The sequence below is a fragment of the Natrialba taiwanensis DSM 12281 genome (assembly GCF_000337595.1).
GTDB lineage: Archaea > Halobacteriota > Halobacteria > Halobacteriales > Natrialbaceae > Natrialba > Natrialba taiwanensis.
The window spans coordinates 183,763-208,865 of sequence record NZ_AOIL01000070.1 but is presented as its reverse complement, the minus strand read 5'-3'; the positions used below and the strand labels follow the sequence as shown (position 1 = coordinate 208,865).

The 25,103-nt window shown below is 63.7% G+C and carries 30 protein-coding genes; 13 read left to right on the top strand and 17 right to left on the bottom strand.

Annotated features, from left to right (window positions below; translation table 11 throughout):
- Positions 1-160: 160 nt before the first annotated feature.
- Together C484_RS21815 and C484_RS23830 are read left to right on the top strand one after the other, a co-directional pair.
- Positions 161-559: a type II toxin-antitoxin system death-on-curing family toxin gene (locus C484_RS21815; protein WP_006828030.1), complete on the top strand. Its 399-nt coding sequence runs from the start codon at positions 161-163 to the stop codon at positions 557-559.
- A 33-nt stretch (positions 560-592) separates the two neighbouring features.
- Positions 593-763, top strand: a complete 171-nt coding sequence (locus C484_RS23830) for a hypothetical protein (RefSeq protein ID WP_006664308.1) — start codon at positions 593-595, stop codon at positions 761-763.
- Positions 764-919: 156 nt separating this feature from the next.
- Here the strand turns inward: C484_RS23830 and C484_RS25075 are convergent, their stop codons facing one another.
- The 3 genes from C484_RS25075 to fdhF form a co-directional block, all read right to left on the bottom strand.
- Positions 920-1,138, bottom strand: a complete 219-nt coding sequence (locus C484_RS25075) for a hypothetical protein (RefSeq protein WP_083867393.1) — start codon at positions 1,136-1,138, stop codon at positions 920-922.
- Positions 1,139-1,275: 137 nt separating this feature from the next.
- Entirely contained in the window at positions 1,276-1,701 is a 426-nt protein-coding gene (locus C484_RS21805) for a methylated-DNA--[protein]-cysteine S-methyltransferase (protein WP_006828029.1), read from the bottom strand.
- Between the two features lie 97 nt (positions 1,702-1,798).
- Positions 1,799-3,907: a formate dehydrogenase subunit alpha gene (gene fdhF / locus C484_RS21800; RefSeq protein WP_006828028.1), complete on the bottom strand. Its 2,109-nt coding sequence runs from the start codon at positions 3,905-3,907 to the stop codon at positions 1,799-1,801.
- A 156-nt stretch (positions 3,908-4,063) separates the two neighbouring features.
- Between fdhF and C484_RS21795 the strand changes: the two genes are divergently transcribed.
- Together C484_RS21795 and C484_RS21790 are read left to right on the top strand one after the other, a co-directional pair.
- Positions 4,064-4,681 carry a hypothetical protein gene (locus tag C484_RS21795; protein ID WP_006828027.1) on the top strand — a complete coding sequence of 206 codons (618 nt, stop codon included), beginning with the start codon at positions 4,064-4,066 and terminating at the stop codon, positions 4,679-4,681.
- A gap of 57 nt (positions 4,682-4,738) precedes the next feature.
- A complete protein-coding gene (locus C484_RS21790; protein ID WP_006828026.1) occupies positions 4,739-5,452 on the top strand; it encodes a molybdenum cofactor guanylyltransferase in 714 nt (237 codons plus the stop codon).
- A 24-nt stretch (positions 5,453-5,476) separates the two neighbouring features.
- Here C484_RS21790 and yqeC read toward each other — a convergent pair whose 3' ends face one another.
- From yqeC to C484_RS21770, 4 genes are all read right to left on the bottom strand, one after another.
- On the bottom strand, positions 5,477-6,238 hold the full coding sequence (yqeC, locus tag C484_RS21785; RefSeq protein ID WP_006828025.1) for a selenium cofactor biosynthesis protein YqeC: 762 nt from the start codon (positions 6,236-6,238) through the stop codon (positions 5,477-5,479).
- A 78-nt stretch (positions 6,239-6,316) separates the two neighbouring features.
- Positions 6,317-7,159, bottom strand: coding sequence for a BKACE family enzyme (locus tag C484_RS21780; protein ID WP_006828024.1), 843 nt, complete (start codon positions 7,157-7,159; stop codon positions 6,317-6,319).
- Positions 7,156-7,440, bottom strand: a complete 285-nt coding sequence (locus tag C484_RS21775) for a hypothetical protein (RefSeq protein ID WP_006828023.1) — start codon at positions 7,438-7,440, stop codon at positions 7,156-7,158. Before C484_RS21775 ends, C484_RS21780 begins: the two co-directional genes overlap by 4 nt.
- Positions 7,441-7,591: 151 nt before the next feature.
- Complete coding sequence (locus C484_RS21770) at positions 7,592-8,380, bottom strand: hypothetical protein (RefSeq protein WP_049915898.1); 789 nt, start codon at positions 8,378-8,380, stop codon at positions 7,592-7,594.
- A gap of 119 nt (positions 8,381-8,499) precedes the next feature.
- On the opposite strand from C484_RS21770, the gene C484_RS21765 reads away from it, so the two are divergent.
- On the top strand, positions 8,500-9,480 hold the full coding sequence (locus C484_RS21765) for a ring-cleaving dioxygenase (protein ID WP_006828021.1): 981 nt from the start codon (positions 8,500-8,502) through the stop codon (positions 9,478-9,480).
- Positions 9,481-9,510: 30 nt separating this feature from the next.
- Here C484_RS21765 and C484_RS21760 read toward each other — a convergent pair whose 3' ends face one another.
- A complete protein-coding gene (locus C484_RS21760) occupies positions 9,511-10,710 on the bottom strand; it encodes a M48 family metallopeptidase (RefSeq protein ID WP_006828020.1) in 1,200 nt (399 codons plus the stop codon).
- 118 nt (positions 10,711-10,828) lie between these two features.
- Between C484_RS21760 and C484_RS21755 the strand changes: the two genes are divergently transcribed.
- Positions 10,829-12,082, top strand: coding sequence for an iron-containing alcohol dehydrogenase family protein (locus tag C484_RS21755; protein ID WP_006828019.1), 1,254 nt, complete (start codon positions 10,829-10,831; stop codon positions 12,080-12,082).
- A gap of 12 nt (positions 12,083-12,094) precedes the next feature.
- On the opposite strand, the gene C484_RS21750 is transcribed toward C484_RS21755, so the two are convergent.
- From C484_RS21750 to C484_RS21730, 5 genes are all read right to left on the bottom strand, one after another.
- Entirely contained in the window at positions 12,095-12,547 is a 453-nt protein-coding gene (locus C484_RS21750; RefSeq protein WP_006828018.1) for a hypothetical protein, read from the bottom strand.
- 64 nt (positions 12,548-12,611) lie between these two features.
- Complete coding sequence (queC, locus tag C484_RS21745) at positions 12,612-13,388, bottom strand: 7-cyano-7-deazaguanine synthase QueC (RefSeq protein WP_006828017.1); 777 nt, start codon at positions 13,386-13,388, stop codon at positions 12,612-12,614.
- Positions 13,389-13,418: 30 nt separating this feature from the next.
- Complete coding sequence (locus tag C484_RS21740; RefSeq protein ID WP_006828016.1) at positions 13,419-14,240, bottom strand: 7-carboxy-7-deazaguanine synthase QueE; 822 nt, start codon at positions 14,238-14,240, stop codon at positions 13,419-13,421.
- A gap of 5 nt (positions 14,241-14,245) precedes the next feature.
- Positions 14,246-14,734 carry a 6-pyruvoyl trahydropterin synthase family protein gene (locus C484_RS21735; protein ID WP_006828015.1) on the bottom strand — a complete coding sequence of 163 codons (489 nt, stop codon included), beginning with the start codon at positions 14,732-14,734 and terminating at the stop codon, positions 14,246-14,248.
- 198 nt (positions 14,735-14,932) lie between these two features.
- Entirely contained in the window at positions 14,933-15,286 is a 354-nt protein-coding gene (locus C484_RS21730; protein ID WP_006828014.1) for a winged helix-turn-helix domain-containing protein, read from the bottom strand.
- Between the two features lie 140 nt (positions 15,287-15,426).
- Here C484_RS21730 and C484_RS21725 point away from each other — a divergent pair, with 140 nt between their 5' ends.
- Positions 15,427-16,110 (top strand): competence/damage-inducible protein A, encoded by a 684-nt coding sequence (locus tag C484_RS21725; RefSeq protein WP_006828013.1) that lies wholly within the window; start codon positions 15,427-15,429, stop codon positions 16,108-16,110.
- Positions 16,111-16,137: 27 nt separating this feature from the next.
- On the opposite strand, the gene C484_RS24720 is transcribed toward C484_RS21725, so the two are convergent.
- A complete protein-coding gene (locus tag C484_RS24720) occupies positions 16,138-16,266 on the bottom strand; it encodes a hypothetical protein (protein WP_006828012.1) in 129 nt (42 codons plus the stop codon).
- A gap of 127 nt (positions 16,267-16,393) precedes the next feature.
- On the opposite strand from C484_RS24720, the gene C484_RS21720 reads away from it, so the two are divergent.
- From C484_RS21720 to C484_RS21695, 6 genes are all read left to right on the top strand, one after another.
- Positions 16,394-17,581, top strand: coding sequence for an ATP-NAD kinase family protein (locus tag C484_RS21720; RefSeq protein WP_006828011.1), 1,188 nt, complete (start codon positions 16,394-16,396; stop codon positions 17,579-17,581).
- 105 nt (positions 17,582-17,686) lie between these two features.
- Positions 17,687-18,718 carry a phosphate signaling complex PhoU family protein gene (locus C484_RS21715; RefSeq protein WP_006828010.1) on the top strand — a complete coding sequence of 344 codons (1,032 nt, stop codon included), beginning with the start codon at positions 17,687-17,689 and terminating at the stop codon, positions 18,716-18,718.
- 106 nt (positions 18,719-18,824) lie between these two features.
- Positions 18,825-19,013 (top strand): DUF7525 family protein, encoded by a 189-nt coding sequence (locus C484_RS21710; RefSeq protein WP_006828009.1) that lies wholly within the window; start codon positions 18,825-18,827, stop codon positions 19,011-19,013.
- A 68-nt stretch (positions 19,014-19,081) separates the two neighbouring features.
- Positions 19,082-19,318, top strand: coding sequence for a DUF7123 family protein (locus tag C484_RS21705; RefSeq protein WP_006109764.1), 237 nt, complete (start codon positions 19,082-19,084; stop codon positions 19,316-19,318).
- A gap of 102 nt (positions 19,319-19,420) precedes the next feature.
- A complete protein-coding gene (locus C484_RS21700; protein ID WP_006664287.1) occupies positions 19,421-19,855 on the top strand; it encodes a CoxG family protein in 435 nt (144 codons plus the stop codon).
- Positions 19,852-20,709: a nitrilase-related carbon-nitrogen hydrolase gene (locus C484_RS21695; RefSeq protein ID WP_006828008.1), complete on the top strand. Its 858-nt coding sequence runs from the start codon at positions 19,852-19,854 to the stop codon at positions 20,707-20,709. Before C484_RS21700 ends, C484_RS21695 begins: the two co-directional genes overlap by 4 nt.
- Positions 20,710-21,149: 440 nt before the next feature.
- On the opposite strand, the gene C484_RS21690 is transcribed toward C484_RS21695, so the two are convergent.
- The 3 genes from C484_RS21690 to C484_RS21680 all read right to left on the bottom strand — a co-directional run bounded on the left by C484_RS21690 (position 21,150) and on the right by C484_RS21680 (position 24,990).
- Positions 21,150-22,685 (bottom strand): aldehyde dehydrogenase family protein, encoded by a 1,536-nt coding sequence (locus tag C484_RS21690; RefSeq protein ID WP_006828007.1) that lies wholly within the window; start codon positions 22,683-22,685, stop codon positions 21,150-21,152.
- A 279-nt stretch (positions 22,686-22,964) separates the two neighbouring features.
- Positions 22,965-23,693: a helix-turn-helix domain-containing protein gene (locus C484_RS21685; protein WP_006828006.1), complete on the bottom strand. Its 729-nt coding sequence runs from the start codon at positions 23,691-23,693 to the stop codon at positions 22,965-22,967.
- A gap of 124 nt (positions 23,694-23,817) precedes the next feature.
- Positions 23,818-24,990 (bottom strand): M24 family metallopeptidase, encoded by a 1,173-nt coding sequence (locus C484_RS21680; protein ID WP_006828005.1) that lies wholly within the window; start codon positions 24,988-24,990, stop codon positions 23,818-23,820.
- Between the last annotated feature and the right edge of the window lie 113 nt (positions 24,991-25,103).

Genomic DNA, 25,103 nt, shown 5'->3' with positions numbered 1-25,103 from the left:
CCTCAATCGTTCTGACGACTTACCCCGATGCCGTCCGTGGATTCAATAGAACCGTTTGCACAGAACGCCCACGCATGCCTGAATCACGTAACTAGACAGTACTGACAGGGAAGATCACTCATCAGAAACTACTATCGGGTGGCCCGAGAGAGTCGGGAGCGTGACTGACGACATCGGGTATCCCTCCGAGGAACTAATTCTCGATCTCCACGAGCAGATCGTTGCGGAAGGCGACAATACGGAACCAGGAGTTCGGTCGGAGGACGCGATTGAATCCGCACTGCAGTACGTGTCAGAAGGGTTCTTCGGGGAGGTACCGCAAACACGTCACGAAAAAGCAGTGCATTTGATGCGACTCCTCGTTGCGAATCATCCGTTTGTCGATGGGAACAAACGAACTGCACTCCGAACAGTGGTTGTCTTCTATACGTTGAACGGGTATACGTTCGAATACGGCAACGAAATTCGCACCTTACTGCACCGATTTGCAACGGACGAAGCCGGGGTCGACACCGAGACGGCAGTCATCTACTTCCGAGCGTGTGCTCGTCGCAACTGATAAAGGGATTCAATGCGTATTTGGGATACAGCGATGGCGTCCAGTACTGACTCCTCGGCAGCGGTCGATGAAGAGGTCCGCCGGCTGTACGAGCGATATCAGTCGGCTGAGAGCGACGAGGAACGCCACGAGATCGCACTCGAGATGGGAAAACTCGACGGACGCCGCCACGCCGAAATCTACGCGGCTCTGGAGAACGAGTAGATTCCTGTTCTGACCAAATCCGTTCATCAGGCCTCTCAGATCCTGTTCAGTGTTCCCGACTCTGGGGGCCATAGAACGATTCACACAGGCTGAATTCCAGACCGTATTCGGAGAAACGTACCGGTAAGTCTACATGTGGATCTAACGATGCGTCACTCAACAATTGCGTTCACCAGGCGGCCATTCACACGCATTCCCCGTCATACGGCTGTTCTCGTCGATATATGTCGAGAGACACGCGTAGTTACAGAAGTACGCGGGTGAGCCACAGTCGTCAGTACAATCACGTACACAGATCGGATCGTGGTCGAAGATACGCGATCCACAGTACGCACATTCCTCGTCTGCATCGGGTGTTGTGATGGTCGTGGACATATCTGAGCTATGGAGCAAGCTGCGGAACGTGTTTTGCGGACAACTCTGGAAGCGATGAACACCAGTCAGTTCTTCGTCCGTACTTACCGATTATTGTAATCATTAGATCGGGGTGTGAGAGCAGTTCTATGACAGCCTCACGTCGTCGGCAATCGCGTCTGTACCGGGCCGCCGCTCGCGCGCGCCTCAAGTTCGAGCAGTCGGCGCTTCGTCGCGACGCCGTCGGCCGCCGAGTAGCCCGTGAGCGCGCCGTCGCTGCCGACGACGCGGTGACAGGGAACGACGATCGGCACGGGATTGCGGCCGCAGGCCTGACCCACGGCGACTGGACTTGTTCCGAGGTCAGCGGCGAGGTCGCCGTACGTGCGCGTTTCGCCGTAGGGGATTGCCATCATCGCGGCCATTACGTCGCCGGTTAGCCCGTCAGGCACGATCACGTCGAGGTCGAAGCGCCGCCGGTCGCCCCGCTCGTACTCGCGCACCTGCGCCCGGATTTCGGCGGCCGATTCGGCGATACTCGACTCGTCAATCACGATTTCGCCGTCCAGAATTTGTAGTTTCATTGGCTCTCTCCGTTGGTCGCTCTTGGGTCCCGGTGGGCATAAGTGCCGTCCGCACGCCGAAACTGATCGGCGGCCGTCGATCGTCGGTCGCCGAGAATTAGTCGGCGTCGGGCTCGAGTTCAACCTCGATCTCTGCCGCCGCGGCCTTGTATTCGGGAATCTTTGCCCGGTCGTCGAGCACGTCGTTCGTCAGTTTGTTCGCCGAGGCGGCCGCGAAGTGCGGCGTCGTCCAGACGACGCCCTCCTTGGTGTCGTCGGTGACCTTCGCCTCGACGGTGATCTCGCCGCGCCTGGATGCGAGGGTAACCATCTGGCCGGCCTCGATGCTGTATCGCTCGGCGTCCGCCGGATGCACGTCGACGAAGTTTTCCGGCGTCTGTCGGTTGAGCGTAGACGACCGACGGCTCATCGTGCCGGTGTTGTAGTGCTCTTCGAGGCGGCCCGTCGTGAGGATCAGCGGATAGTCCTCGTCCGGCGTCTCGGCCGGCGGGGTGTGGCTCACGCCCTCGATGTGTCCGAGTCCGCTCTCGGTGTCGAATTCCTCCTCATAGAGGTAGGGATCGCCCTCGTCACCCAGTTCGTAACAGGGCCAGTGGAGACCCTCCTCGCCGAGCAGGTCGTAGGTCATCCCGTGGTAACTCGGACACACCTGCCGGAGTTCTTCGAAGACGGCTTCGGGGGTGTCGAAGTCGAACCCAGCCGCGCCGAAGAGTCGCGTACCGATTTCCGAAAGGATCTCGAGATCGTGTTTCGTGTTCTCGTGGACTTTCTCGACGCCGCGCATGCGCTGGACGCGACGATCCGTATTGGTGACCGTCCCGCCGCGCTCCGCCCAGGTCGTCGCCGGCAGAATCACGTCGGCGTACTCGGCCGTCTCCGTCGGGAAAATGTCCTGCACTACCATGAACTCGAGTTCTTCCATCCGTTCTGCGACCCGGTTCGCGTCGGGTTCGCTCATGATCGGGTTCTCGCCCATGACGTACAGGCCGCGAATCCCGTCGCCGAACTCATGTGAAACCTCGACGTTGGTGAGGCCGGGCTCGTCGGGGATGTCGAAGCCCCAGACTTCCTCGACGCGCTCGCGGGCCTCGTCGTCGTCGACGAGCTGGTAGCCCGGCAGGACGTTCGGCATCGCGCCAACGTCGCAGGTCCCTTGAACGTTGTTCTGGCCGCGCAGCGGATTGACGCCGGTCCCAGGGCGACCAAGGTTCCCCGTGATCAGCGCCAGGTTGATCTCGTTCTGGACGTTGTCGACGCCACACCGGTGCTGACTCATCCCCATGCCGGTGAAGATAGCCGCGTTGTCGGCGGTCGCGTACTTTTCCGCAGCGAGTTCGATGTCCGCGAGCGGGACCGCACACTCCTCGGCGGCGGCTTCTGTGTCGAAATCAGCGAGCGTCTCCTGCAGATGCTCGAAGCCCTCGGTTCGCTCCGCGATGAACTCGTCGTCGAGCCAGTCGTTCTCGAGCACCGTTTTGAGGACGATGTTCAACAGGGGAACGTCGGTCCCCGGATTCAACTGGAGGTGCATGTGTCGATCCGTCTCATCGATCTGGAACGAGCGGGTCGTCTTGTTCGCGTGCGGATCGATCTGGATGACGGTCGCGCCGTCAAGGACGGCCTGCCGGAAGTACTGGCTGTTCGCAATGGGGTGTTGCTCGCCCGGATTGGCCCCTTGAATCCAGAATACGTCGGTTTCGGCCCGCAAGTCGGCCATACTGTTCGTCATCGCGCCCGCACCCAGGCTCGTCCGCAACGCCCAGACCGTCGAGGCGTGGCACATCCGCGTGCAGTTGTCGACGTTGTTCGTCCCGTAGCGGCGGGCGATCTTCTGCAGGAGGTAGTTCTCCTCGTTCATCGTCTTCGAGGAGCCGAAAAAGCCCACCGCGTCCGGGCCGTACGCCGCACGAATCCGCTCGAGTTCATCGACGATGAACTCGTAGCACTCGTCCCAGGTCGCCTCGCGGAACTCGCCGCTGTTGTCTTTGATGAGCGGGTCGGTCAGTCGGTCCTCGTGGTCGACGACCTCCGTCGCCGCGCCGCCTTTGATACAGATGCGGCCCTCGTTGACCGGCGCGTCGCCCCAGGGCATGAACTGCACGTCACCTGGGTCGTCGCCCTGTTGAACCTGGATACCACAGCCGACACCGCAGTACGGGCAAATCGTTGTGACCGGTTCGTCGGTCTGGTGTTGATCACTGGACATTGGCTGCTCCGTTCGGTGGTGAATCGCGGTGCGTGCATTCACAACGCGAGTGTGCAAGAGTTTTTCTATCACACTAGAGACGAGCGGCCAGACGACGGGTGGAACGCGACCCCCTCGGGCGAACGCTAACAGCGCTCCACGACATACAATAGCATGATGGAGTTCACACGCGAGCTAGTGCGCTCCGAAGCGGCCGACTACCGGGCAGAGAACCCCTTCTATCCTGTCGAACAGGAGCAACTCGAAACGCTCCCGCAAGCGTTCGAGACGGCCGCGTTCGGGTGGCGCGACGCCGCCTGGGTCGTCAGGTGGTACTACCGGCGGTTTCTCGGCTCCTATCCCGACGCCGAGCGGCGGGCCGCAGAAGAGCGCTTTCAGGAGAACGAGTTCGACGCCGTCCGAACTGCGATCGCGGACGCCGGCGCTGCGATCACCCGCCTGGAGCAGGACGCCGTCGACGCGACCACCGTCACAGTGCGTGACGCCGCCGCTGCGATCGATGCCCTCACTGCCCTGAACGGTGTCGACGTGCCGGTCGCCACCGCCTTTCTCATGTTTCTCGCCCCGCAGCGGTTCACCGTCCTCGGGCCTCGCGAGTGGGCCGTTCTTCACGACGCTGGTGAACTCGCGGAGCCGTACCCGACCGCACCAACAGCGAGCGACTACGAGACGTATCTCGACCGCTGTCGATCGATTGCGGCGACGGTCGACTGCGAGTTGTGGACGGTTCATCGGGCGCTCTGGCGTCTCTCGGCCACCACTGCCGACCAGTAACGCTCGATTCAGACAGTCGGCCGCGGACTTTTGCCGCCGGTTGCCCAACATGCACGTATGCCCCCTGCAACCGGACCGGGCGGTGCAGCGCAACCGGACGCCACGCCGGATAAGCGGACGGCTGTCATCCTCGCGGGCGGCCACTCGACCCGCTTCGGCGACGAAGACAAGGCCGTCGCTGAACTCGCGGGAACGCCCATGATCCGCCGCGTCGTCGATCGACTCAGCCCCGTCGTCGACGAGTTCATCATCAACTGTCGGGACGACCAGGTGCCCGTTATCGACGATGCACTCACAGCCGATGCGGGCGACTCCGATAGCGCTGGCGAGCAACCAGTCTCCTTCGCCGTCGATCCAGTCCCCGACCGCGGGCCGATGGCGGGCATCATGACCGGACTTCGCGCGGCACAGACCGAGTTCGCCGTCGTCGTCGCCTGCGACATGCCGTTCGTCGATCCCGAACTCGTCTCGGCCCTTTTCGATCGGGCGGCAAGTGCAGACGCGGACGCTGCGGTCCCGCGACTCGAAGACGAGTGGTTCCAGACGACGCAGGCGGTCTACCGAACCGAGCCGATGGGAGAGGCCTGCGAACGCGCCGTCGACCGCGGCGACCGACGGGTCGTCGAACCCCTGTTCGATCTCGACTACGTCGTCGTCGAGACGGACGAGATACGCGACTACACCGATCTGGAGACGTTCGAGAACGTCAACACGCGAGAGGAGTTCGAAGCCGCGTGTGAGCGACTCGCCGACTCGTCCTCGCAGGGGTGACATCGGAACCCGCTTTCGTTAGGATCAGGACTCGAGAACTGCAACCACCGGCTTATCATCGATCAAGCACGTGAGCACGACGCGAGAGACAGCCGGTGTGCGATCGAGCAGGGCCGCTGCGATCTCCTCGCCGGTCGCCCGGAGCGACGGGTCGTCTACCTTGTTAAGCACCGGCACGACCGTCGCCCCGTCCGGAACGCCCTTCAACCCGCCGCGCTCGCTCGCGAGCACCCGCGCCACGTCGTCGGGCCGGATCGGCTCGCCGAGTTCACGATCGGTGATCGCCGCGACGCGCTCGGGCCGGTGGACGAACTCGGCCGAGAGGGGCTTGCCGACGGCCTGCACGCTCGCGATCGGGACGACGGTATCCGTACGCCGCGGCAGTTGGGGCTCGTGATCGCCCGGCGCTTTGAACTCGCGCGTTCGCGCGCCATCGGCTTTAACGAGAACGAGGTCGGCCGTGTCAGCGGCTGCGAGTTCGTCAATGGTGGCGGGATCGTAGCCGACGTAGCGGTCGCCCTCTCGCTCCGGAACGACGCCGAGGGGCCAGCGATCCGCGGCGGCCGCGGTTGCGACCGGATCGTCCGAGACGGCGACCCGCTGGACGTGTCGATCGAAGACGGGAATCCGAACGGTTGCGGTGAGGACGGTTCTCGAAGACGGCAGTCGGGCGGCGCGTTCCGCCAGCATGTAGAGCGTCGTTTTCTTGCCGCCGGCGCCGACGACGGCGACCACGCCGGACCCGATCTGGAGTGCCTCCATGAGAGGCGAGTCGTCCGCGACCATAGGCCCGGTACGATGGAAGGGGGCTAATGATTTGGGTCGATTTCGCCGGATTCGTCAGAGGACGGGGGCAGAAGCGACTCAGAGACCCAGAATTTCGCGTGCCTGCGACGGCGTCGCGACCGGGCGGCCGAGTTCGTCGGCGATGCGGACAACTCGCTCGACCAGTTGCGCGTTGCTCGTTGCGAGTTCACCCTGTCGGTAGTAGACGTTGTCCTCCAGACCGACGCGGACGTGGCCGCCGAAGAGGAGGCCCATCGTCGCGAACGGAAGCTGGTGGCGGCCGAAGCCGAGGGTGTTGAACTGCGCGCCCGCGGGCAGGTTGTCGATCGCGGTCAGGAAGTTCCGCGGCGCCGGCGGGGTGAGCGTGCCGGGGCCGAAGATCAGAGTTCCGTAGACGGGGTTGGCAAGGTCGCGCCGATCGAGCAGACCGAACGCCTCGTTCAGGTGGCCGTCGTTGAAGAGTTCGAGTTCGGGTTTCACGCCGCGTTCGACCATCTCCGCGTGGAGCGAGTCGACGAGGCCGCGGGTGTTCTCGCTGGTGAGGTGATCGTACCGGTTCAGCGGCCCCATGTCGAGCGAGGCCATCTCCGGGGCGGGGTCAGTCCGCAGGGGAAGATGTCGATCCGCATCCGGCGCGCCCGTTCCGCCGGTGGAGTGCTGGATGATCACGTCCTCAGCGCGGCGGCGGATGGCATCGTCGATCTCCTGGAAGCGCTCGGTCGCGAACGTGCGCTCGCCGTTCGGTTGGCGCGCGTGAACGTGGACGACGGCCGCGCCGGCGGCTTCGGCCTCCGCCGCCGCTTTCCCGATCTCTTCGGGCGTTTCAGGGAGGTGCGGCGTGGTCTCCTTGCCGTGCACGCCGCCGGTCAGGGCGGCGGTGATGATGACCGGTTCGCCGGCGAGGAACTCGTCGTAACTCACGCGTCTTCACCGGACCCGGCCCGATTCTCGTCGCCGTCACCGCTTCGGTTCTCGGTCCCGTTTTCCGGCTCCCGCTTGTTCTCGCCCTCGTTCTCGTCGGCAGCCCCGGCGTGCTCGAGGTAGATTTCGCAGTCGCTGTCGTGTGCCAGGTCGTAGCGGTCGTTGCAGATATCAGCGCGCATAGGCTGGACGAATCGCGCCGCCGCCTCGCAGTATGCCCGCGGTTCGTCGAATTGCCGCTCGTTCGCCTCGAGTCGGTAGTCCAGGAACGGACAGGACATAGGCATCGTTCCGGGCCGATCGTGTTAGCTGTTCGCCGTCCGGGTTCGTCGTCCGCCCTCTGAGGATCGCCGTTCGCTACTCGCCGCTCGCCGTCCGCCATACGCCGAGCGGTTGATACTGTGGAAAACCGCGAACCGCAAAACCGTTCGATCAGGGGTACAGCATCGTCGACCAGTCGAGCCACGCCTCAACTGTGACAATGCTCCCGGGATCGCACCGGGGATACGGGAAGAGTACCGCTCTCGTCTCGCCGGGTGCGACGTCGATGGCCGACTCGATAGCCGTCCCGCTGTACGCCACGGTCGTCTCATCCAGGTACGCTTTCAGCCGCGGGTACAGTTCGATGGCTTCGTCGTGATCGTTCGCAACCGTCGCGCTGTAGCCGTAGACCGGCGACCCGTCGTACGTTCCGATCTGCCCCCAGTCGCCGTCGACGGTGGCGTACTGCTCCGAAACGCGACCGATATCCGCGGTTTCCCCGTCACGAACGGTGAGCGTGTACTCGCCGATTTCGTCGGCCGCTCCGTCTGCGGTCGTGATCGTAAACAGAGACGTTTCGTCCGCATCGTGACCGTACACCCGAGTCGACTCGCTTGATCCGTCGTCGAACGCCGCCCGAATGCTCGGTATATTCCCCCGCTCTCCGGGCTCGATCCGACCGCGAACGCCGTACCGCCCGCTCTCGGTATCGCGGACGAACTCGTGGGCGGCCACGGCATCCGCGTTCGGTCCGTCGACGGTCGCGGTCAGCGACTCGCCCTCGGCACAGATCGGCGTCACGTCCTCGTCGAACATCGTCGAGGAGACCGTCTCGACATCTCGGTCGTCGGTCGGTGTGAGGTTCAACTGCTGTGTGCCGCCCGGTTCCCGCGAGAAACACCCTGCGACGGCGCTCGAGGAGAGGGTGGCGATACCGACCACGCACTGTCGTCGGTTCATATTTCTAATCTGTTCCGGAAGCATATAAAGAAATCGCGATTCGCGAGCCGGTAACGGTCGCGTCCCCTGGTGACACGACCGTGGACAACCCTCACAAGGGCCGAGTGCCTACACGCTGTATGTCACCGACCACGCCCGGATTACACCACGTCACGGCGATCGCTGGCGATCCCGATCGAAACGCCGAGTTCTACGTCGGCACGCTCGGCCTCCGGTTCGTCAAGCAGACCGTCAACCACGACGACCCTGGTTCCTACCACTTCTACTTCGGCGACGAAGGCGGGACACCCGGCACGAATATTACGTTCTTTCCCTGGACCGACCGCGGCCGCCGGGGCGAGTTCGGTGCCGGCCAGACGCAGGCGACCGCCTACCTGATCCGCCCCGACTCGATCGACTACTGGCTCGACCGACTCGAGAGCGAGGGTATCGACGTCGAGCAGACGCAGCGCTTCGACGAAACCGTCCTCCGGTTTGCCGACCCCGACGGGATCGAACTCGAACTCGTCGCGCCGGCCGACGATGCGGCCGCCGAGAGCGATGCGACGCCGTGGGAAGACGGCCCCGTCCCGACCGCCCACCAGCTCCGCGGCTTTCACAGCGTCACGCTCGCCGTCAGCGAGTTCGGGCCGACGGAGGCGATCCTGACCGACGTGCTCGGCTACGAACTCGAGGACGAGACGGACGGCCGTCGCCGGTACCGAAGCGCGGCGGGCGGGCCGGGCTCGATCGTCGATTTGATCGAGATCGACGCTGGTCGCGGACAGACGGGTGTCGGAACGGTCCACCACGTCGCCTTCGAGGCGGCCGATCTCGAGGAACAAGAGCGCTGGCGGGAGGCCTACGCCGAGCAGGGACTTTCCCCGAGCGAGATCATCGACCGAACGTACTTCCAGTCGGTCTACACCCGCGAGCCCGGCGGCGTCCTCTTCGAGATGGCGACGACGGAGCCCGGGTTCACGGCCGACGAGGACCGCGACGAACTGGGGTCAAGCCTGGCGCTGCCCGAGTGGCTCGAGGACGAACGCGAGCGGATCGAGGCACAGCTGCCGTCGTTCGACGGCCCGGCGGTCGATTCCGGGCCATCGTCGGACCGGTAGTTCGTCGGCGTCGCACCCCTGGGAGCAGGCTTACCCGCGCCGACGCCGTTCGAGCGTCCGCAACTGTTCGATCCGCTCCTCGGTCGCCGGATGCGTCGGGGGCCGCCACGCGAGCGCCCGTCGAATACGCGTCCGCACCGGCTCGATGATCCGCTCGCGGAGCCACGTTTTGACGCGCTCCTTGCGCCGGGCGATGGGTCCCGGGGGACCCTCGGATGCTTGCTCGTCGACTGTCTCTATGGAGAACTGACCGACAAACCACCGATCGAACCAATGTTGCTCTCCGTCGCCGTCCTCAGCCGCGCGCTCGAACGCCAGCGGCTGCGGAACGATTCCGAGCGTCGCGCTCGCGTGCAGTCGCGCATCCTGATCCGGTTTCGATCGCTCGTCCTCGAGCGTCTCGAGCGCGCTCGCCACCGCCGCCGGCTCGCCGGTCAGTCGACTCGCGCCGCGATCGGCGGCGAACTCGCGGGTCTTCGAGAACAGTCCGAGCGCGATCGAGTTCAGTCCGAGCAGCGCCCGTGCAATGACACTCACGGCGAGGTATACCACGCCGACCACGAGAATCGGGACCGCGAAGATGAGGAGCCCGATCCCGGTAAAGAGGGCGACCACTGCCATGCCGGCGAGAACGCCGCGGAGTTTCCGCTCGCGCTCGAGCAACCGATCGCCGATCGCGACCGTCGCGGCGACTGCGGTCACGACTGGCAGGTCGCGGTTGGCGACGTGGGCGACCTCGTGTGCGAGGGCTGCGTCGAGTTCGTCGTCGTCGAGTTGCTCGAGCAATCCCGTCGTGACCACGATCGTCGGCGAGCGTTGCGTTCCGACGGTCAGACAGGCGGGTTCGGCTCGGTTTGCGACGGCCACCGACGGAAGCGGGACGTCCGCCTGCGCTGCGAGTCGCCGAACCCGGCCGCCGAGGGTTTGCGGGTTGGTTCCTTCGAGGTCGTCGGGGTCGTCGAGCTCGCCGAGTTCGTCGAGATCGAGCCCGGAGACGATCGTCCGCGAGCCGTATCGCGCCTGCACGGCGACGAGGCCGACGGCGGCGAGGAGGAGCGTCCCGACGGTGAGCGGGAGGCCGAGTTCGACCGGCACCGACCGGCCGCTCGCGGAGAGGAGGCGGAGAGCGCTCCAGGCGAGCGCCGCGAGCAGGAGTCCGTTCACTCCCACGACCAGCGCGAGCGCGGCAGCGATTCGAACCCGGAGTCGCCAGTTCGGTGTGAGAGCCACGTTGCAGTATCGTTCCGGAAACGGCAACAGTGTTTTGGAGCGACGGATCGAGACGGACCCTCGGACATGGCCCGCCGGGGACTCCACTGTTAACAGTCCCCCGTCCGTAGACGACCCCATGACCGCACCCGATTCGAACGGCTTCGCCCAGAGGGCGCGAGATCGAACCCCGTTTCGCTTCGAGTTCACCTCGCCAACGATCCGCTTCGGCCGAGGCTGCGTCGCCGACCTCGACGCTGAACTCGAGCGGCTGGACCGCGAGCGCGCGCTGGTCGTCTGCGGGTCGACCGTCGGGAGCACGCCGACGGTGATCGACCCGGTCCGAACGGGACTCGGCACTGAACTCGCGGGTGTCTTCGACGAGACGACGCCGAAGAAACGGCTCGGGACAGCGTTCGACGGACTCGATTGCCTGCGCGGCACTGACGCCGACGCGATCGTTGCGGTCGGCGGCGGCAGCAGCCTCGACGTGGCGAAGGTGATCAGCGTGCTCGCAGCCGACGAGCGCTCGCGCGCTGATATCGTCGCCGAGTTCAGCGAGACGGGAACGATCACCGTTCCCGAGTCGGGGCTGGTGCCGATCCTCGCAGTGCCGACGACGCTCGCGGGGGCAGATCTCTCGCAGGCCGCTGGCGTCACGGCCGCACCGGCGTCAGACGGATCGGGTCGGATCGACGAGGAACTCGGGGGCGGAATCGGTGGCCGGGAGCTGATGCCTGCGGCCGCCTTCTACGACCCCGAATTGGTCGCGACGACGCCCGAATTCGTCCTCGCGGGGTCCGCGATGAACGGCTTCGACAAGGGTCTCGAGACGATCTATGCCGCCAACGCGACGCCGATCACCGACGCGACGGCGTCGCGCGGACTGGCCGCACTGGAGTCCGGATTGCGCGCGTACGGCCGCGGCGAGCGCGACCCCGAGACGTTCGAGACGATTCTCGAAGGGATCGTCCTCGTCCAGTACGGCATCTCCCGCCCCGGCGAGACGACGCTGTCGATCATCCACGCCTTCGGCCACGGGCTGACGCGCACGAACGACGTGCAACAGGGGACGGCTCACGCGGTCGTCGCCCCGCACGTCCTCGAGTTCGTCTTCGCCCAGGAAGGCGTGGACGCCCGCGTCGACTTGCTCGCGGACGCGCTCGGCGTCGGCGCAAACGCGGAGCCGGCCGCCGCGGTCGTCGACCGCGTGACCGCGGTCCGCGACGCGCTTTCGCTTCCAACCCGGCTTCGGGACGTGGACGGCCCCGAACCCGACGAGTTCAGCGCCGTCGCGGAGGCGACGCTCGCGGATCGCATGATGGCGAACGCGCCGCCGGGGCTCGACCCGTCGGTCGACGAACTCGTCGCCGTACTCGAAGCGGCGTGGTAAGCAGAGCGGCGTTCACTCTATCGCGGGCGGCGGCTCGACTCCGCGACGCGAGGGCTGTAACCCGTCGTGGAGGGGAGAAACGAGTCGAATCACGTAGATTCCAAGGATCGTCACACCGGCAGTCACCAGGAACACGACGGTCGGCGTTGCGAGGTGAACGATTTCGAGCAGCGAGAGACCGGCTCCGCCACTGAGCAGTGACAGCACAGTCATGTCGCTGAGACCGTCGGGAAGCAACTCGAACACCGTGGATCGAACGGATGCCGCATAGTAAACGCCACAGCAGACGCCAAGTACCATGACCGGCCAGTGCTGGCTCGGCGCGAGCGGCCCCACATCGTCCGCGACAAACCAGGCGAACACCGGGAGACCAATCGCGAGGCCGATGAACTCGCGGCGACGGCCGTCGGGGAGCGTCCAACCGCCGTCCCCGTCGCGAACCCACGAGACGATCGGGAGGAACATAGCGGGAGAACGATGGGATGGACAAAGAACGTTTGCTTCCCCGAACGTATCACGCAGTCGTCACTCACTCCTCGACGTAGGACGGCCGCTCGGCGTATTCGATCGGATCGCGGCGATCGTTGCGCTGGAACGCCTGGAGTCGGTAGGCACAGGCGTCGCAGGTGCCACAGGCCGGCTGATCGTCGCGATAGCAGCTCCACGTGTGTTCGTAGGGAACTTCGAGTTCGGTGCCGCGGGACGCGATGTCCGTCTTCGACCACTCGACGAAGGGGGCTTCGATCGAGATGTCGGTTGCGGGTTTCGTCCCCACGTCAACCACGGTTTCGAACGCCTCGAAGAACTCGGGGCGGCAGTCCGGATAGCCAGAGAAGTCTTCGCTGTGGGCACCGATGAAGACGGCTTCGCAGTCGTTGGCTTCGGCGTAGGAGACGGCCATCGCGAGCAGGTTCGCGTTCCGGAAGGGGACGTAGGAGGTGGGGATCTCGTCGCCGTCCATGTCCGCGTCCGCAACAGCGAGTTCGTCGTCGGTGAGACTCGAGTCGCCGATCGCCGAGAGGTGTCCGGTTTCGACCTGCAGGAAGTCGTTCATCTCGAGGTCGTCGGCGAGGCGTTTTGCACAGTCGAGTTCACGGGTTTCAGTGCGCTGGCCGTAGGAGGTGTGGAGGGCGTAGAGGTCGTAGCCGCGCTCGCGGGCCTCGTAGGCGGCGGTGGCGCTGTCCATGCCGCCCGAAAGGAGGACGACGGCGCGCTTGCGGTCGGTGGTTGAGTCGGTGCTGGAGTTAGCGGCTGATTCGGTGTTGGGGCCGGTACTTGAGTCGGTGGTGGGTGAATCGGATGTCATCGTGTCTCTTCGTATCGGGATGGCGCTTGGTTATGTCTCGGGTGCGTCGTTCCACAGATCCACGTGCAGCCGCGGCGTGTACCGGAAGCCGTGCTCCATTGCGAGTTCGGCGGTGCGCGTTCGCGTTTCGGCGAGGCGCTCGCGGGTCGCGCCCTCGGGCATCAGCAGGACGTTCTCGTCGCGGATGGGAACGGTCGCTGCGTCCCGAAGTTCGGAGAGCAGGTCGAGGATCTCCGGCATATCGTCCGCGTCGGTGACGACGAACTTCAACTGGAACGGGTGGGTCTCGACGAGTTCGGTGAGTGCGTCGAGGTCGAGTCGGGCGTTCTCGTGGCGCTGTTCCCATTCGCCGTCGCCGTCAGGATCGCGCTCGGGAGTCGGGGTGCTGCTTTCGAGTTTCGGGCTGATCGAGGCGAGGTCGATGGGGGCGTCGCGGTGGATCGTCCCGTTCGTCTCGACGGTGGTGTGGTAGCCGCGGTCGTCGAGTTCGGAGAGCAGGTCCGCGCTCGCGTCGTGCAGCATCGGCTCGCCGCCGGTGAGGACGACGTGGTCCGCGTCGTAGGATTCGATCTCGGCGAGGATTTCGTCAAGGCTCATCCAGGCGTGGGTCGGTTCCCAGGAGGTGTGATAGGAGTCACAGAACCAACAGCGGAGGTTACAGCCGCTCGTGCGGACGAAGACGGAAGGGACACCGGCGAGAGTCCCCTCACCTTGCAGCGAGTAGAAGAGTTCGTTGATCGGGAGTCCGTCGTCGGGTCGGTCGTCGTCGTTGTCAGTTTGGTTTTGGTGCTCGTTCTCCGTGCTGTTCGTCGCCCCGGACGGTTCCTGGTCGACCGAGTGAGAGACCGGCATTGTGATCAGAACTGGCTTCCGCCGCAGAGTTCGTTCGTTTCGTTGACCTGAACGGCGATGTCGGTAACGTTCGCTCCGAGTTCAGTGCGGAGTTTGTCTTCGAGAAGGACGCTCATCACCTCGGCCGTTGGCGGCTGGTCGAGGACGACGATTCCGTCCGCGTCGCCGGCCGCTTCGAAGGCCTCGACGAGCGGATCCCCGCGCTGGAGGAGGAACCGGTGGTCCCACTCGTATATTACTGCAGTAATATCTCCCTTGTCGGCGATCCAGCCCTCCTCGGTGAGCGTTCCCTCGATGGTAACCGCGACTTCGTAGTTGTGGCCGTGCGGTCTGGCGCACTTGCCGTCGTGGTGGAGGATTCGGTGGCCGGTGCTGATTCTGATCGGGCGGTCGCGGCCGATGTGGAGGGTTCGAGAACGACCGACCAGGCGCTCGTCGGCCGTCGCCGACCCGTCGGCCTCGCCGTGATCGTCGTCCGAGGCGTATTCAGTCACACGCGAGTATTCTCTCGAGAATACTTAAATCTGGTCGAACGCCCCGCTCCGGGATGAACTCGAGCGAGGGGTAACCGCGACGGTGAGTGTGGTGGTGGCGGTAATGGCGGTGGTGACGGCACCCGTGACGGTGACGACGGTGGAGTTGCGACTACGAGTTCGGTTGCTATCGCGCCGACGACACTACCGGTCGATCGATCAGTTCTCGAGCTGGTCCTGCAGTCGGTTTTTGGCCTCGGTGCGGCGCTTCTGGGAGAACGTCGGTTGCTCGTCGGAGAAGTCGACCTCGAGTTCGTCGACGGTGCGGCGATAAATGTTCGTTCGTCGCCCCTCTTCGGAGAGTTGTCGTCCTTCGCAGGTAAGCAGACCCGCGTCGACGAGTTCTTCGATGCGTCGATAGCAGGTCGCGATGGGTATTTCGATGTCTTCGCTCAGCGTCTGTGCCGACTTCGGAGTTCCCGCAGCACAGAGGATTTCGGCGCTGTACTTGCTGCCGAGTGCTGAAAGAACCGTAGTCGAATTGGTGTCAGTTCGTTGCGTCCGACGAGGCATTGTCACACCGTTACTAATTATCAGAATTGAATCTTATGGTTGTGGTGAGTAACAGGGAATTTGAGTGGTCAGAAAAGAAATATTTTAAATCGAATGACGCGGACGAGACACATTTGAGGGGGGACCGCGAACGAGCGGGTATGAACGCTGCGGTCGTCACGGTCGGTGACGAACTTCTCGCCGGACGGACGGCAAACACGAACGCCACGTGGCTTTGCGAGCGACTCGCCGAGCGCGGTGTCGACATCGAGCGAGTGACGACGATCCCGGACCGCGTTTCGGACATCGCACGCGTGGTCAACGAGTATCGAGCGGCCTACGACGCCGTGATCGTCACGGGTGGACTGGGACCGACGCACGACGACGTCACAATGGACGGCGTCGCCGCCGCACTCGGCCGGTCGCTGACGGAACACGACGCCGCCCGCTCCTGGCTCGAAGAAAACGGCTACTCTCACGCTGAACTCGCGGACGGAACGGCGGAGTTGCCGGCAGGCGCGCGGGCGCTACACAACGATGTCGGGGTGGCCCCGGGTGCGGTCCTCGAGGACGTCTACGTGCTTCCGGGGGTCCCCGAGGAGATGAAAGCGATGTTCGAGACGGTGGCCTCGGAGTTCAACGGCGAACCGACGCATCGGCTCGTCGTCGTCGCGGACGAACCCGAGAGCGCGTTACTCGATCGGATCGCCGAACTTCGCCGGCAGTTCGACGTGTCGGTCGGCAGCTATCCCGGTGACGGCGTTCGGATTTCGATCGAAGGAACGGACGAACGGACGGTCGCGGAGGCCGCCGCGTGGCTGCGCGAGCGGGTCGAAAGCGCGTAGTCGGCGTCCACCAGTCGTGCCGTCGAATTACCGGTAGAAGTAGGCGAGCCAGGCGATCGTGACGAGAAGACTCAGGGCCAGGGCGCTCCACCCGACGTACTCCATCGGCATCGGAAGTTCCGACTCCGCCGCAAGAACGTATGGTAGTTCGTTCATGAACGGTGCTCTAGCCCGATCCCTCTTAGTTTTTGAGAAACGGCCCAATAACGACGGACTCGGCGACCGGTCGCCGTGACAGGGGCGCAATCGCACGGCTTTTTGAATCGCCCCCCGTAGCCCGGCCATGGACGCGCTGGGCGTCGTCGTCAACCCGATCGCCGGCATGGGCGGCCGAGTTGGACTCAAAGGAACCGACGAGACACTCGCCGAGGCTCGCGAGCGCGGTGCCGAACCGCGCGCCCCGACGCGAGCGCGCGAGGCGCTGACTGCCCTCTTCCGCCACGCCCCGGACGCGACCGTCTACACCGCGACCGGCATCATGGGCGAGTTCGCCGCGCGCGATGCCGGCTACGAACCGGTCACCGTCTACGATCCGACCGCCGACTCGACCGTCGACCCCGCTACCGCCGAAACGACCGCCGCAGACACCCGCCGGACCGTTCGCGCGCTGCTCGATCACGACGTTTCCCTCGTCCTGTTCGTCGGCGGCGACGGAACGGCGGTCGACGTCGCTGCGGCTCTCGAAGACACCGAAGGGGCTGAGCACAGCACGGGCAATGAACGGCCGCCACTGACGCCGATGCTCGGCGTCCCCGCCGGCGTCAAAATCTACTCCTCCGTCTTCGCCGTCACCCCGACCGATGCCGGTCGAATCGCCGCCGAGTTCGACCGCGTCGAATCCCGCGAGGTCAACGACATCGACGAGGCGGCCTACCGCGAGGGCGAAGTCCGTTCGGAACTCAAAGCCGTCGTCCCCGTCCCGGTCGCTCCGAACGTCCAGTCGAGCAAACAGCTCTCGAGCGGCACCGTCGACGCGCTGGCGGCCGGCTTCGCCCGCGACATCGAGCCCGGACGAACCTACGTCTTCGGCCCCGGCGGCACCGTCGGCGCGATCGAATCCGAACTCGGCATCGATTCCGCTCCGCTCGGGGTGGATGTCTGGCGCGCCGGTCCCGGTTCGAACACCGAGTCAGCGGGCGACAGAGACGAGGCAGACGAAACGCGAAACGGAACGCTGCTCGCGCGCGATGCGTCGGAATCCGAGATTCTGGCTGCACTCGACGAACCCGCGACGATCGTCGTCTCACCCATCGGCGGCCAGGGCGTCATCTTCGGCCGCGGCAACCACCAGATTTCCCCGCCCGTCATCGAGTTCGCAGACGAACTCGTCGTCGTCGCCGACGAGGACAAACTCGACGGAATCGAGGCGCTGCGCGTCGACACGGACGATGAAACGATCAACGATGAACTGCGCGGCTGGCAGCAGGTTCGAACGGGGCGGTTCACGACCCGACTCGTAAACGTTGTTTAAGGGGGCGGAGATAAACGGGTGAGAACCAGAACCATATAACTCTCGGCGTTTCACATAATGGGTGTATAGTCAATATTAAGGTCGTGTCGCTACTACGGGGAGAGCATGGAAACGCGGAAAGTCCAGCGACTCGGGCCATCCACGCTAGCGATGACCCTGCCTGCCGAGTGGGCGTCCGAACAGGACGTTGAGAAGGGAGACGAGGTCTCACTCCGAACGAGCGGCAAGGGGACGCTAACGGTGATGCCCGAGTCTGCGAGTTCAGAAGAGACGGAGGCGATTATCCACGCGGACAACCTGGACGCTGGGGCCGTCGAACGGGCGATCGTCGCCCAGTACGTCCTCGGCCGGCGTGTCATTCGAATCGAGCGCGAAGAGGGGGCGCTCGAATCTGCGCACATCAACGCGGTGTACCAGGCCGAGACGCAACTGATGGGCCTGGGCGTCATCGAGGAGACGCCCGAGAGTATCGCGATTCGCTGTTCGGTCGACCCGGAGGACTTTACGCTCGATAACCTGCTCGAGCGACTCGAACGAACCGGACAGACGATGCGAGGCGAAGGGATCAAGGCGCTCGCTCACGGGAATACCGACCTTGCACAGCGGGCGCTCAACCGCGAGCGACAGGCGAACAAGATCTTCGTCCTCCTCTTGCGACTCATCTTTACGGCCTACCAGAACCCGAACCTCGCGCGTGCGGTCGGCCTCAACAGCGGCTTTCCGCTCATCGGCTACCGCTCGATCGCGAAGAACCTCGAACTCACGGCCGACAACGGCGAGGACATCGCGGAGATCGTCATCGAGACGAACGGCCACACGCTCGACGTCGAGGGTTCCGTCATGCGCGACATCCGCGAACTGAACGATCTGGTCGACGAGATCACCTCGCTCGCGGTCGAATCCGCCGTCGAACGCGATTACGACAAATCGAACAAGGTTCGTGAACTCTTCCACGAGATCGCCGACCGTGAGGACGAAATCCTGGTAGAGCTACCGGAGATGTCGAACGAAGAACTCCTTCGCGTTCGGGAAGTCCTCGTGAGCCTCCAGCAGACCGCCCAGTACGCGATGCGAAACGCGGAAATCGCGGCAAACCTCGCGCTGAACGAGGAATCGGAGCACACGACGATTAACTGAAACGGTGTGCGGTGCCGGGCGGCGACGACGATCAACCGGGTGTGACACACCCTCTCGCTGGCCGGAATAAGTGCAATTAAGAGACCCCATTGACAAACCCACGAGTATGGCTACGCAATCGGAGACAACGACGGACAAGGGCGTCGGGTTGGCGCTTGCACTCGGTGCGCTCGCCACGATCGGCGCACTCGTGATGGTGACGGGCGCGCCGGAAATCGATGCTGCCTTCGGGTTCGCCGGTGCCGTCCTCTTCAGTTCACTCGCAGTTGTTGGCATTCATCTCTACTGGGACTGACGCGCCAACACATGCCATAACGGCCGTCAAGAGTTAAGAGCGGCGGCCTCCTATGTTTCGTACGGACGATGACCGACTACTCCGACGAAGAACAGCGGATTATCTCGTATCTGCGCGAGAGCGCTACCCGTGGTGAACGTTACTTCCGGTCGAAAAACATCGCCGATGCGATCGGACTTTCGTCGAAACAGGTTGGCGCGCGCCTCCCACACCTCGCGGAGAAATCCGACGACGTGGACATCGAAAAGTGGGGCCGTGCGCGTTCGACCACGTGGAAGGTAACCCTGAGCTCCTCAACCGCCTGATGACTCCCAGTTCGAATTGCGTTACCAGACCGGTCTTCGACTCTCCGTTCGATTCATGACGGTCCCACGGTCTTTTTATCCACTACGCGCACAGTTAGTGGCATGACTGTACGGGTCGACCGGTCGTTCGAGCTATCGGCACCACCCGAACGCGTCTGGTCGTTTATCGCCGATCCCGAGAACCGCGCCCGCGCGATCAGCGTCGTCGACGAGTTCACCGTCACCGACCCGGCAAGCCACAAGGTTACCTGGCAGGTCGCCCTGCCGATTCCGTTCGTTCGACGGACCGTCACCGTCGACACCGAAGACGTGACACGAAGACCGCCGGAATACGTCAAGTTCGTCGGCAACTCGAGCGTCCTGGACGTCACCGGCGAACACGAAATCGTCGCGACCGAAACCGGGGCGCGCCTCGAGAACCACTTCGTCGTCGACGGCAAACTCCCGGGCGTCGAGCAGTTCTTCAAACGCAACCTCGACGACGAACTCGAGAACCTCCGCGACGAACTCGAGCGTCACCTTCAGGCGACACGATGACTGCCGAAACCACATTCCAGGCAACGCCACCGCTCACGCTGGCCCTGGCCCAACTCCGCGTCGAAGCCGGTGCACTCGAGGAAAACGTCGACCGGGCACTCGACGCGATCGACCGCGCGGCCGCCCGCGGTGCCGATCTGGTCGCCCTCCCCGAACTGTTCAACGTGGGCTACTTCGCGTTCGACCGGTACGAACGTGATGCACAACCCCTGCTCGGCACGACGAACGCGCGCCTCCGAGAGGCGGCCGACGAACACGACATCGCCGTTCTCGCCGGCAGTATCGTCGAGGATCTCGGCGCGACCACCGCCGTAGACACGCCCGCCGACAGCGGACTCGCCAACACTGCCGCGCTGTTCGACGCCGACGGCGACCTGCAACTGGTCTACCGCAAACACCACCTCTTCGGCTACGACTCCGCCGAATCCGACCTGCTCGTTCCCGGCGAACGGATCGAAACCGCAACCATCGGCCGACTGACCGTCGGCGTGACGACCTGCTACGACCTGCGCTTTCCCGCACTCTACCGCCACTTGGTGGATGCTGGCGCTGAACTCGTCCTCGTCCCGAGCGCGTGGCCCTACCCGCGACTCGAACACTGGCAGACGCTCTCGCGAGCGCGAGCCATCGAAAACCAGTGTTACGTGGCGACGATCAACGGCTCCGGCCAGTTCACCGACGGCGACACCGGCGACACGACGACGCTGCTCGGCCGCTCGACCGTCACCGATCCCTGGGGCGTCACGCTCGCCTCGACCGGCGACGATCCCGACCTCGTAATGGCCGAACTCGACCGCGAAACGGTGTCCGCCGTACGCGAGGAGTTTCCCGCCCTACGCGACCGACGGTTCTAGATCGCCTCGAACTGGAAATCCGAGACCGCGACGACAACACGGAAACGCGGAACCGGCAGCGAGATGCTGTGTCACTAGATCACATTCGACATTCGCTGACCGCTGACTTTTTGGTCCAGCAAATCGAAATACGGATGCCGGTACAGACGCTTTTCACGTCGTACCCGGCAAGCGCGTCTCCGGCCCGGCACTGCTCGTTCCCGGGAACGAGCACTCCCGTCTCCTCGTCACCTCGTCCGCATCTTCCTTTCGCCTTTTACCAGTTACCAGCCATTGCTCACTACTTACTACTCATTGCTCACTGCTCAGTTCTCATTGCTACCGTTCAGCACTCACTGACACAACCAGTAACTGACAACTGAACTCGTCGTTCTGCCTGGCCGGTTGAGACAGACTCACAAGAGAAGAAAAGCCCAGGAACAGCGTGTCGGCAGCGACGGTCAGTCGTCCTGCGTGGTGATGTCGGCCGAGAGGCCCTGCGCCATCTGGATATCTTTGGAGTTGTTCATCGTCCAGGCGGTGCGCTCGGTGACGGCCTCGATGGCCTCGCGAGCCGAGGGGTAACCGTTGCCGGACTTTTTAACTCCGCCGAACGGCAGGTGCACTTCGGCACCGATACACGGCAGATTCGCGTACGCGAGACCGATCTCGGCGTGATCGCGGAAGTAGTTGATCTGGCGGTAATCCTCGGAGATCACAGCGCCGGCGAGACCGTAGGGCGTGTCGTTGTGAATCTCGACGGCATCCTCGATGTCGCCCTCGTATTCGAGCAGGGCGACGTGGGGTCCGAAGCACTCCTCTTTGAGACAGCGCAGATCCGTGTCGTACTCGATCTCGTACACGAACGGACCGACCCAGTTGCCGTCTTCGTGGCCGTCCGGGATCTCGTCTTCGCCGAGTTCGAAACGGTCGACGAGGACGTTCGCTCCCTCCTGCTCGGCGAGTTCGTTGTGCTTGCGGATCTTCTCGACGTGTTCGGGCTCGATCGCCGGCCCCATGAACGTCGATTCTTCGAGCGGATCGCCAACGGCGACGTCTTTGGCGATCTCGACGTAGCGCTCCTTGAACTCGTCGTAAACGTCCGTGTGGACGATCAGGCGCTCGGAAGAGACACAACGCTGACCCGTGGTCTTGAACGAGGACATGATCGCCGAGTGAACGGCGATGTCCAGATCGGCTTCCTCGGTGATGACGATGCCGTTCTTGCCGCCCATCTCACACGCTGCGAGCTTGCCGGGTTCGCCGCCGACCTTGCCGGCGATTTCCTGGCCGACCTCTGCCGAGCCTGTAAAGAGAACGGTGTCGACGCGGTCGTCGTCCGTGATCGCTGCGCCGGCGTCGCCGAAGCCCTGGACCATGTTGAACACGCCGTCGGGAATGCCGGCGTCGTCGAACATCTCGGCGATAATCTGGCCACACCACGGCGTCTGTTCGGCCGGCTTCCAGACGACCGTATTCCCTTCCACGAGGGCGATAGCCATGTGCCAGAACGGAATCGCGACCGGGAAGTTCCAGGGTGTGATACAGCCGACGACGCCCCGTGGCTTCCGGCGCATGTAGGCGTCCTTGGCACCGACTTCCGACGGAACCACGTCACCGTGGGGGTGGCGAGCGTTGCCCGCCGCCCACTCGACCATGTGCCAGGCTTCGGTCACGTCGGCTTTCCCTTCCGAAATCTCCTTGCCACACTCCTTGGAGACGACCTCGCCTAATTCCTGATGCCGGTCGCGCAGTTCGTGATAGATCTCCCAGAGATACTCCGCACGGTCGATATACGAGAGTTCACGCCACTCCTCGGTGGCCTCGTCCGCTGCGGCCAGCGCAGCATCGACATCGGCCTCGGTGCCGCGTGTGAACTCCGCCAGCGTCTCTCCCGTTGCGGGGCTCTCGCTTGCGAACGTGTCCGAGCCGTCGCCGTCGGTCCACTCGCCGTCGATGTAATGTTGGTTCAGTTGCGTTCCGGATTGGTGCGACATAGTTCGTGATTACGCGCTAATCCCATGTAATCCCCACCGATCATGGTCACGTGTCGACAATTTATTTCAATACTAGTAAAGACAATGAATACGGCGGGAACGGCCTTGAACGCCTGCTCCCGGGCGAATCTCGAGCGAACTCGGAAGGATCCCGAACGACTCCCCGACGTCTCCCGACGAGTTCGAGAGCGAAAGGAGGATCTCGTCCGTGTCTGTCGTCTGTCTTCGACGGGGATTCTGCGTTGATCGGCCGTTTGGAGCGAGATTACGGGAGCGCGACTACGGGTCCAGAAGCTTCGATTCAGCCGTCCGCAGATGTTCGAGCAGCGTCGACTTCGCGATGTCGAGTTCGGCCGCCAGTTCGCGGGTCGTTATTTCGCGGGGCCACTCGTAGTAGCCGGCCTCGCGGGCGTGTTCGAACACTTCGCGCTGGGCCGTCGTGAGCGTATCGAGACGCTGGTCGCGCGTCGAACGCTCGGGCGAATCGGCGGTCGTAATCGACGTGATCGTTACCTCCGCGCCAGCCTGATCGCGCACGTCGTCTAGGGACTCTTCGATCCGGGATCGATCACCCGCGAAACAGAGGTTCCACTCCTCGCTCCCGTTCTGGATTCGGACCGGCGCGCTGTGAACGAAGCCGTTCTCCAGGAGCGTCGGACAGACCATCTCGTCGGGATCGTACTCGAGGAAGAACTCGCGGACGACGTTGCCGGGGGCGTTGCGTGCACGTCCGAACCGCTTTTGAAGCTCGAACAGTTCTCCGGCATGGTTCGACGCACGGATCGCATCGAGGAGGTCGCGGACCTCTGCGGCGGTATCGCCGAACGCGGTGAACAGGCCCTCGACCGTATTCGGACTGGGCTTATCGCTCTTGATCTTCGGAGAGTTATAGATCGCGTGTGCGAGGACGCCACCGCCCGTTCGGTCCGTCGCTTCGATGGCCCAGCAGTCCGGGTGCCACAGGTCGAGGGTTAATCGAACGCTCGATAACTCGTGCTCCAGGCTCATGTCTCTGCGTGTCTGTAGCAAGGGCTTCTATGTTGCGCTTTGTCCGCTAATTGTGTCGATTGAAAAGAGTATGGGCATCAATCTAGTAGATATGTGGTTTCCCCGGAGCTGTGTCGGCGCTTTCTCAAACGATCAGGCTCTCGAGATCGCGGGGATAGTACGTCAGCGTCTCCGTTCCATCGTCGGTCACGAGCACCGTATCGGAGTGGCGAAAGCCGCCCAGATCGGGGACGTAGAATCCGGGTTCGACAGTGAACAGTTCTCCCGGGCGGATTTCACCGTCACTGTCGACATCGAGAAACGGCCGTTCGTGGCCCTGCATACCGATGTTGTGGCCGGCGTGATGTTGGGTGAACTCGGCCACGCCTTGCTCTTCGTAGTAGTCGACGACGGCCTCCTCGACTGCGGCGTACTCGACACCCGGTCCGATCGCGTCGATCGCGATCTCCTGGGATTCCGTCATGATCTCGAAGTACGTCTGTTGCTCATCGGAGACCTCCCCGACGAACATCGTCCGCTCGAGTTCAGTTGTGTAGCCGCCGACGTTCGGTTTGACGATCGTGACGATGTTGTCCCCGCGTTCGATTCGCGTCGTCTGGTCCATGCTGTGGGGTCGTGCCGTCACGTCGCCGGTCGTGAACAGACACTGCATCGGGTTCGCCCACGAGCGCATCTCGTAGCGGTCGCCGAGCGTATCGAGCATCGTCTTGACGGCCTCGGCCTCGACTTCCGCCCGGACTTCGATGGGGCGTCGGCCCGGCTCGATGTGTTCCTGCAGGAGTCGATGGCCGAGGTTGGCCCAAACGCTCGCCTCGCGGATGAGTTCGATTTCGTGGTCGCTTTTCGTTTCGCGCAACTCGGTGATGTACTCCTCGACACCGACATCCGCGGCGACGACCGACGAGAGCGCGGGGCCGGTGTATCCGTTTCGGGCCGGGCTCCCGTCAGCATCGACCGCAATGCTCCCGTCGGCGATTCCGAGTCGGGCACACATATCGGCGACCGCCTCCATCGGCTCACCCTGGGGATAGTCGAAGTACGTCGTGACATCGTCGATTATGAACTCGTCCCGGGAGGCGTGTTCCTGTTCGAGTCGCGGAACGACGGCCTCGACGCGCTCGTCGGTGATCCCGAGCGCGACCGGCCGCTCGGTCGGCAGGTGATACATGCCGGTGACGTAGTGAATGTTTAGCGATCCGAAGAGAACGAGCCCGTCGTACCCGTCCGCGTCGGCGCGCTCCAGCACTGTTCGCTTTCGCTCGCGGTGTTCCGATTCGGGGATAGTGAGGTCTGCCATCACACGCCATCAAACGGCTCGCGATATTAAAACCGGACCCGACCAGGTCGGTCTTGCCGCGTTTATATTTGATATCTGTATGTATCGATCAGGAACGATTGGTCGGTGAGGTA

Excerpts from the sequence above, each read along its gene's own strand:
- C484_RS21695 (WP_006828008.1), top strand. The coding sequence starts at position 19,852 with ATGACTGCCGAAACCACATTCCAGGCAACGCCACCGCTCACGCTGGCC.
- C484_RS24720 (WP_006828012.1), bottom strand. The coding sequence starts at position 16,266 with ATGAACGAACTACCATACGTTCTTGCGGCGGAGTCGGAACTTCCGATG.
- C484_RS21770 (WP_049915898.1), bottom strand. The coding sequence starts at position 8,380 with ATGAACCGACGACAGTGCGTGGTCGGTATCGCCACCCTCTCCTCGAGC.
- yqeC (WP_006828025.1), bottom strand. The coding sequence starts at position 6,238 with ATGGTCGCGGACGACTCGCCTCTCATGGAGGCACTCCAGATCGGGTCC.
- C484_RS21710 (WP_006828009.1), top strand. The coding sequence starts at position 18,825 with ATGGCTACGCAATCGGAGACAACGACGGACAAGGGCGTCGGGTTGGCG.
- C484_RS21690 (WP_006828007.1), bottom strand. The coding sequence starts at position 22,685 with ATGTCGCACCAATCCGGAACGCAACTGAACCAACATTACATCGACGGC.
- C484_RS21775 (WP_006828023.1), bottom strand. The coding sequence starts at position 7,440 with ATGTCCTGTCCGTTCCTGGACTACCGACTCGAGGCGAACGAGCGGCAA.
- C484_RS21795 (WP_006828027.1), top strand. The coding sequence starts at position 4,064 with ATGGAGTTCACACGCGAGCTAGTGCGCTCCGAAGCGGCCGACTACCGG.
- queC (WP_006828017.1), bottom strand. The coding sequence starts at position 13,388 with ATGACATCCGATTCACCCACCACCGACTCAAGTACCGGCCCCAACACC.
- C484_RS21730 (WP_006828014.1), bottom strand. The coding sequence starts at position 15,286 with ATGCCTCGTCGGACGCAACGAACTGACACCAATTCGACTACGGTTCTT.
- C484_RS21725 (WP_006828013.1), top strand. The coding sequence starts at position 15,427 with ATGAACGCTGCGGTCGTCACGGTCGGTGACGAACTTCTCGCCGGACGG.
- C484_RS21680 (WP_006828005.1), bottom strand. The coding sequence starts at position 24,990 with ATGGCAGACCTCACTATCCCCGAATCGGAACACCGCGAGCGAAAGCGA.
- C484_RS21720 (WP_006828011.1), top strand. The coding sequence starts at position 16,394 with ATGGACGCGCTGGGCGTCGTCGTCAACCCGATCGCCGGCATGGGCGGC.
- C484_RS21715 (WP_006828010.1), top strand. The coding sequence starts at position 17,687 with ATGGAAACGCGGAAAGTCCAGCGACTCGGGCCATCCACGCTAGCGATG.
- C484_RS25075 (WP_083867393.1), bottom strand. The coding sequence starts at position 1,138 with ATGTCCACGACCATCACAACACCCGATGCAGACGAGGAATGTGCGTAC.
- C484_RS21765 (WP_006828021.1), top strand. The coding sequence starts at position 8,500 with ATGTCACCGACCACGCCCGGATTACACCACGTCACGGCGATCGCTGGC.
- C484_RS21705 (WP_006109764.1), top strand. The coding sequence starts at position 19,082 with ATGACCGACTACTCCGACGAAGAACAGCGGATTATCTCGTATCTGCGC.
- C484_RS23830 (WP_006664308.1), top strand. The coding sequence starts at position 593 with ATGGCGTCCAGTACTGACTCCTCGGCAGCGGTCGATGAAGAGGTCCGC.
- fdhF (WP_006828028.1), bottom strand. The coding sequence starts at position 3,907 with ATGTCCAGTGATCAACACCAGACCGACGAACCGGTCACAACGATTTGC.
- C484_RS21790 (WP_006828026.1), top strand. The coding sequence starts at position 4,739 with ATGCCCCCTGCAACCGGACCGGGCGGTGCAGCGCAACCGGACGCCACG.
- C484_RS21740 (WP_006828016.1), bottom strand. The coding sequence starts at position 14,240 with ATGCCGGTCTCTCACTCGGTCGACCAGGAACCGTCCGGGGCGACGAAC.
- C484_RS21700 (WP_006664287.1), top strand. The coding sequence starts at position 19,421 with ATGACTGTACGGGTCGACCGGTCGTTCGAGCTATCGGCACCACCCGAA.
- C484_RS21805 (WP_006828029.1), bottom strand. The coding sequence starts at position 1,701 with ATGAAACTACAAATTCTGGACGGCGAAATCGTGATTGACGAGTCGAGT.
- C484_RS21750 (WP_006828018.1), bottom strand. The coding sequence starts at position 12,547 with ATGTTCCTCCCGATCGTCTCGTGGGTTCGCGACGGGGACGGCGGTTGG.
- C484_RS21755 (WP_006828019.1), top strand. The coding sequence starts at position 10,829 with ATGACCGCACCCGATTCGAACGGCTTCGCCCAGAGGGCGCGAGATCGA.
- C484_RS21685 (WP_006828006.1), bottom strand. The coding sequence starts at position 23,693 with ATGAGCCTGGAGCACGAGTTATCGAGCGTTCGATTAACCCTCGACCTG.